Source organism: Tunicatimonas sp., assembly GCF_049647865.1.
Taxonomy (GTDB): Bacteria; Bacteroidota; Bacteroidia; order Cytophagales; family Cyclobacteriaceae; genus Tunicatimonas.
Genome location: NZ_JBARYM010000324.1, coordinates 1 through 4988, shown reverse-complemented (window position 1 = coordinate 4988; position 4988 = coordinate 1). Strand labels below are relative to the sequence as shown.

The window sequence follows — 4988 nt, the reverse complement described above, 5'->3', positions numbered from 1 at the left end:
CGAAGCAAAAACTGTGTTTTGATCAGTCGGCCGTATTCTTTCAGCGCCTGGTATAATGGGTGCTGAAGGGAATACGAACTAAGTCGCTTGAATATCTGCGAGGCGGTAGTCTCCCGCAGGGCAATGGTAGCAATCAGTCGGAGAATATTATCCCATTGGGAAAGGATCAGATCTTCATTAATCATCCGGTCCGGGAAAATAGGGAAGCCTTGCGCTTGGTATACACTTCGGCCTAATGGACTGTAGAGTACTGACTTTTTGAAGTTCTTGATGCGCGGGGCAAAGGTGTATCCCAGCAGGTGAGCCACTCCAAAAACGATCTCGCTGAAGCCGTGGGTATCGGTAGAATGAATGGTGCTTTTAACTACCTCGTTGTGCAGCAAGCCGTCAATCACGTAAGCTGCTTCCCGTTCCGAAGAGCTAATGACCGTCGAGTGAAAAGTTGCACTGCGTTCATCAGCAAAACTGTACACGGAAATGCCCTTACCACTACCGAAGTATTTAAAGGAGTGATTGGCGTTCAAAGAGTGGCCATGAATACCAAATTTCTGTCCGTCACTGGCCGTATGCATTTCGGTTTCCTTTTTCCGGTATATTTCGGATAAGGGCACCTGGTCGATCATTTCAACTAGGCGCTGGTTAGCTGCCTGAATGTTTTCTACGCTGAAGTACCAGTTGGCCACGTTCTCTAGTTGGTTAGCGGAGATGCCTTTAGAGATACGGGCTACTTTACGGATGCCTACGTTACAGCCGTAGCCGATGATCGCGGCAATGAACAACTCTGGCAAAGGACGTTGCTTCTTGTACTTCAGATTGTAGTGCTGAAAGCAGTCCAGATAGCCTACCGTTTGGTGCACTTCAAAGAGAACTTCCAGAACCGAAGTGTACCGCCGGTCAGCGAACAGGCTGGATAGTGATTCAGTATCTATCTTTTCCACGGCCGGGGTGTGCAGGATGATCGTTTGGTGGGTTGGTGGTTTACCTTGCGCGAATCGGAGGTAGTCATTCTGTTCTTGTTGGATACGCTGATTTGTGGTTTGAAACTGCTCATGCAGTTGGTCATAGATCCGTTCCAACCAAGCTTTTCCATCTTTGGCTTCGCTAAGCTCGCTTTGGGCGAGTAGTTGTTCGTGGTTGTCGTGCCAATTACCAGACAAAAGAAAATAGTCATCTACCGCCCGGTGGCGATAGGAGTAGGAAGCGTTCAAGCTACCGGCTTTTATACTCTTGGCAATATGAAAGAACAGCAACATCCTATAGAGGGCCGGGCGGAAGTTACTTTCTTCCGTATACAGGTAGCGTCGTTGATCTTCGTCTAGAAAAGTCATCGGGGCGCGGCCACCTACTTTACCATGTTTTTCTACGTAGTATTGCCAAGCATCAAAGATATGCGGGTCAGAGGTTCGTTGGTCAAAGACTACGAGCTGAAGCAGCCTTCCTACCCGGTTATTGAGCTTACGAAAGTTTCCCTCGACAATATCGTAGTACTCTCTCTGCTGGGTCACCGGGCTAATGTCTTTCTCTAACGCTTCGGCATCCTGATCAATTTGAAGGTCTTCTTCCAGTTCAGCAACCACCAGTTCCTGAAGCAAGATGACCTTTTCGTCGTCGGCTAATTCTTCGGATTGGATAATCTCTTTGGCTTCCTGCCACCGCAGCTTGTAGCGACGACGGGACCGGGTTACGCCCCGTATCGCCCGGTTCTTGGCCCGACGGGAAGCAAAGTACCGTTCCTTCTGTTCCCTTTCGGCCTGGTTTAGACTAGACTGTACGGAAGCCTTTACTACCTCAATGAGGCTGTCCTGATAGGTGTAGAACTGGAAGTGAATAAAGGAAAGCAGGTGTAAGTACTGCATGTAGGGATCGCTGATCTGCTGAAGCTGGAAGGTGGTGGCCCTGATTGTCCACTGCGCATGGTAGTGAATGATATCCTCACTTAGCGCTCCTTCCGGAAATCGTAGGCGCTGAACAATCGGCAGCAAACGGAAGAACAACTCTTTAATGTACAGGAAGTCTTCCAGGCTGGCGCGAATGCGCGAGGGCTGTACATTCTGGTTAACCTTTTTGAGGCGACTAATCTGATAGATGCGTGATTCTTCGGAAGCCATATCTTCCAAGAGTGCATCCAACAGCGTAGTATCCGCCTCCCATAGATTTTCGCGTAAGCTGTCCCGCAATCGGTCTTCAAAATGCCGGAAGGCATAGGTGATGGCGTTGACCAGAAAATGAGCCGAAGGGAGTACGATACGGCAGGCCTTGAGGTACTGGGTTATTTGATAGAAGATTTGTTTGGGACGCAGGCGTTTGGCAACCAGCCGCCCTAGCTCATAGTTGAACTCTGTCTTCTTACCATCAAAATCATGGAAACCTAGTTCCTCCAGAATGATCGTCCGGTGGTAGTAGACGATAGAACTTTCGTATGCAGTCCGAAAGCCTGCTACGGAAAGGCCAGCTCCTAGTAGCCGAATGATGTATGAGATATCTTCATCCTGGAAACGGTCCACGGAAAAGAAGCGCGTGGTATAAAGGAAGTAGCCCCACTGCAATACGAAACCTACCTGGGTATAGGGCTTGCGAAGGGGTTGTATCAGTTTCCTCACCGGTGGGGTGATATTAAAATACTTCTTTCGCTGGACGGTGTTGAACACCGGTGGTTGATCGAAGCGGTCCGCTACGGGGTCAGAGAGGACGTGAAGACGGGGCATAGTGGTGAAAGAAAAGGAGCGTTTCCGCTAGTGAAAATATAGTAATACTTAACTGCTTATAAATCTAATAACTATTGTCTAAATTAACTGCCTTAATAGGTTTTTAGTAACAATGACGATTTCGCACTATGATTTATGCCTATTTACGGGTGAGTTCCGATAAACAGTCGGTAGAAAACCAACGCTACGAAATACTGAAGTTCGCCGATGAACGGAAGCTATCTATTGACCACTGGATTGAGGAAACCGTCAGTGGTACCAAGAAAGTAAATAAACGGAAGTTGGGTGAATTTTTAGAATCCATGCAAACAGAAGACACGTTGATCGTTTCCGAGCTCTCGCGATTGGGCCGCAACCTGATGGACGTGATGAGCATTCTACATCGGTGTATGGAAAGTGAGGTAAAGGTGTTCACTGTGAAGGAGAAGTACGAACTAGGCAACAATATTAATTCTAAGGTACTAGCATTCGCTTTTAGCCTCTCGGCTGAGATTGAGCGACAGCTGATCAGTCAGCGGACTAAAGAAGCCTTAGCCCGCAAGAAAGCTGAGGGTAAAACGCTAGGCCGCCCAAAAGGTAGCTTATCCAAAAATACTAAGCTTTCTGGTAAGGAGGAACAAATCAAAGAGCTGCTATCTAAAAAAGTAAGCTATAGTGCCATTGGTAGGATTCTAGGAGTGCACCGAATCACCGTAAAGCAGTTTGTCGAGAGCCGTTCAATACTAAAGTCAAACACTAACTAATTACTGGTTAAATGAGTAAAACATTTAATATAAAAAATATGGTTTGCCCCCGCTGTATTGAAGCGGTCAGCCAGGTTCTTGAGCGACTTGATTTGCAGTTTACCACTATTGAGTTGGGAGAGGTAACACTAGAAGCCGCCCTCACCCATAAGCAAAAAGAGCAACTGGCCACTATGCTTGAAGCTAGGGGCTTCGAACTCTTAGAAGATAAAAGATCACGGCAGATCAGTCAGATTAAGTCCATCATCATCAAGCAAATTCACCATCGTGAAACCCCGTTGGAAGTTAACTTCTCTACCCTCATCAGTAATAACCTTCACCAAGAATACAGTTCGCTCAGCAAGCTCTTTTCGTCAGTGGAAGGGATTACCATTGAGAAATTTATCCTTAAGCAAAAAGTAGAGAAAATAAAAGAGCTGCTTTTCTACGATGAAATGGCCCTCTCCCAAATTGCTTACCAGCTAGGCTATAGCAGTGTCGCTCACCTTTCCGCGCAGTTCAAAAAAGAAACCGGTATGTCCCCTAGCCACTTTAGGAAACTTAAGAGCCGCCGAAAGCCATTAGATTCCATCTAGCCAAAATCATGTAACTCTTACCCACAATTGTGTCACAGATTTACTTAGAGGATTTTAGACCTTTGTAGTGTCCTAAGACTATCAAAAAGCAATAGAGACTACAGATTTTATTACTCAACCTTGTGAATTTTTCAAATTATGAGACAACACCGAAATTTTATTCAAAAGCTAGCTGATTGTGCCGCCGCTTGCCAGTACTGTTCTGACCAATGCCTAAGCGAAGACAACATCCAAATGATGGTGTCCTGTATCCGGCTGGACAGAGACTGTGCCGATGCTTGTATCGTCGCCTTGAACTTCGTGGCTCGGGGTAGCAATTCGGCGAAGCAAGCCGTGCAATTTTGCTTAGACTTCTGCAAACGATGCGCCGAAGAGTGCGAAAGCCACAAAGCCGAGCACTGTAAGGAGTGTGCCGAAGCCTGCCGTGCCTGCGAGAAAGCCTGCCAGCAGTACCTCGGCTAACAGGGTTGGGCTGATTGGCCAATAGCAAAGTTAATCAGCCTTTCCCCTAAGTATTAATCTACCAGTATCTAAAGCAAGCACTCAACTGCTAGTTGGGATTTGGGTGGTGTAAAAGGATTTATTCCTATGAACCAACAGACAACTACTATAGAGAAAGAGAAGAAGCACTTCGAAAGTCCGAAGCAAGGCGAAGAGATTGTGAAGAGAACTTTTCCTGTAACGGGAATGACCTGTGCCGCCTGTGCATCCAGTGTGGAGTCTATTTTAACCCATACCGATGGTATATCCAACGCCAGTGTAAATTTTGCCTCTTCATCGGTATTGGTGGAATATAATCCAACCATTGCCTCCTCTAACTTGCAAAATGCCTTACAAGCTGTAGGCTATGATTTGATTGTAGATGCGGAAGACCCGGCAGAGGTACAAGAAGAACTTCAACGGCAACATTATCAAAGCATAAAGCAGCGAACCATCTGGTCTGCCATATTGACGTTGCCCGTTTT

Annotated in this window: 5 protein-coding genes; 4 read left to right on the top strand and 1 reads right to left on the bottom strand. The window is 46.7% G+C overall.

What is annotated here, in order from left to right; translation table 11 throughout:
* Nucleotides 1-2705 (bottom strand): Tn3 family transposase (locus tag WBA23_RS09810; RefSeq protein WP_424582100.1); only part of this gene is annotated, 2705 nt, incomplete at its 3' end.
* A gap of 128 nt (nt 2706-2833) precedes the next feature.
* On the opposite strand from WBA23_RS09810, the gene WBA23_RS09805 reads away from it, so the two are divergent.
* From WBA23_RS09805 to WBA23_RS09790, 4 genes are all read left to right on the top strand, one after another.
* The gene (locus WBA23_RS09805) at nt 2834-3448 is read left to right on the top strand and encodes a master DNA invertase Mpi family serine-type recombinase (protein WP_424582099.1); all 615 of its coding nucleotides are present in this window, start codon (nt 2834-2836) and stop codon (nt 3446-3448) included.
* A gap of 11 nt (nt 3449-3459) precedes the next feature.
* Complete coding sequence (locus tag WBA23_RS09800; RefSeq protein WP_424582098.1) at nt 3460-4023, top strand: helix-turn-helix domain-containing protein; 564 nt, start codon at nt 3460-3462, stop codon at nt 4021-4023.
* Between the two features lie 138 nt (nt 4024-4161).
* Nucleotides 4162-4485 (top strand): four-helix bundle copper-binding protein, encoded by a 324-nt coding sequence (locus WBA23_RS09795; RefSeq protein WP_424582097.1) that lies wholly within the window; start codon nt 4162-4164, stop codon nt 4483-4485.
* Between the two features lie 126 nt (nt 4486-4611).
* Nucleotides 4612-4988 (top strand): cation transporter (locus tag WBA23_RS09790; RefSeq protein WP_424582096.1); only part of this gene is annotated, 377 nt, incomplete at its 3' end.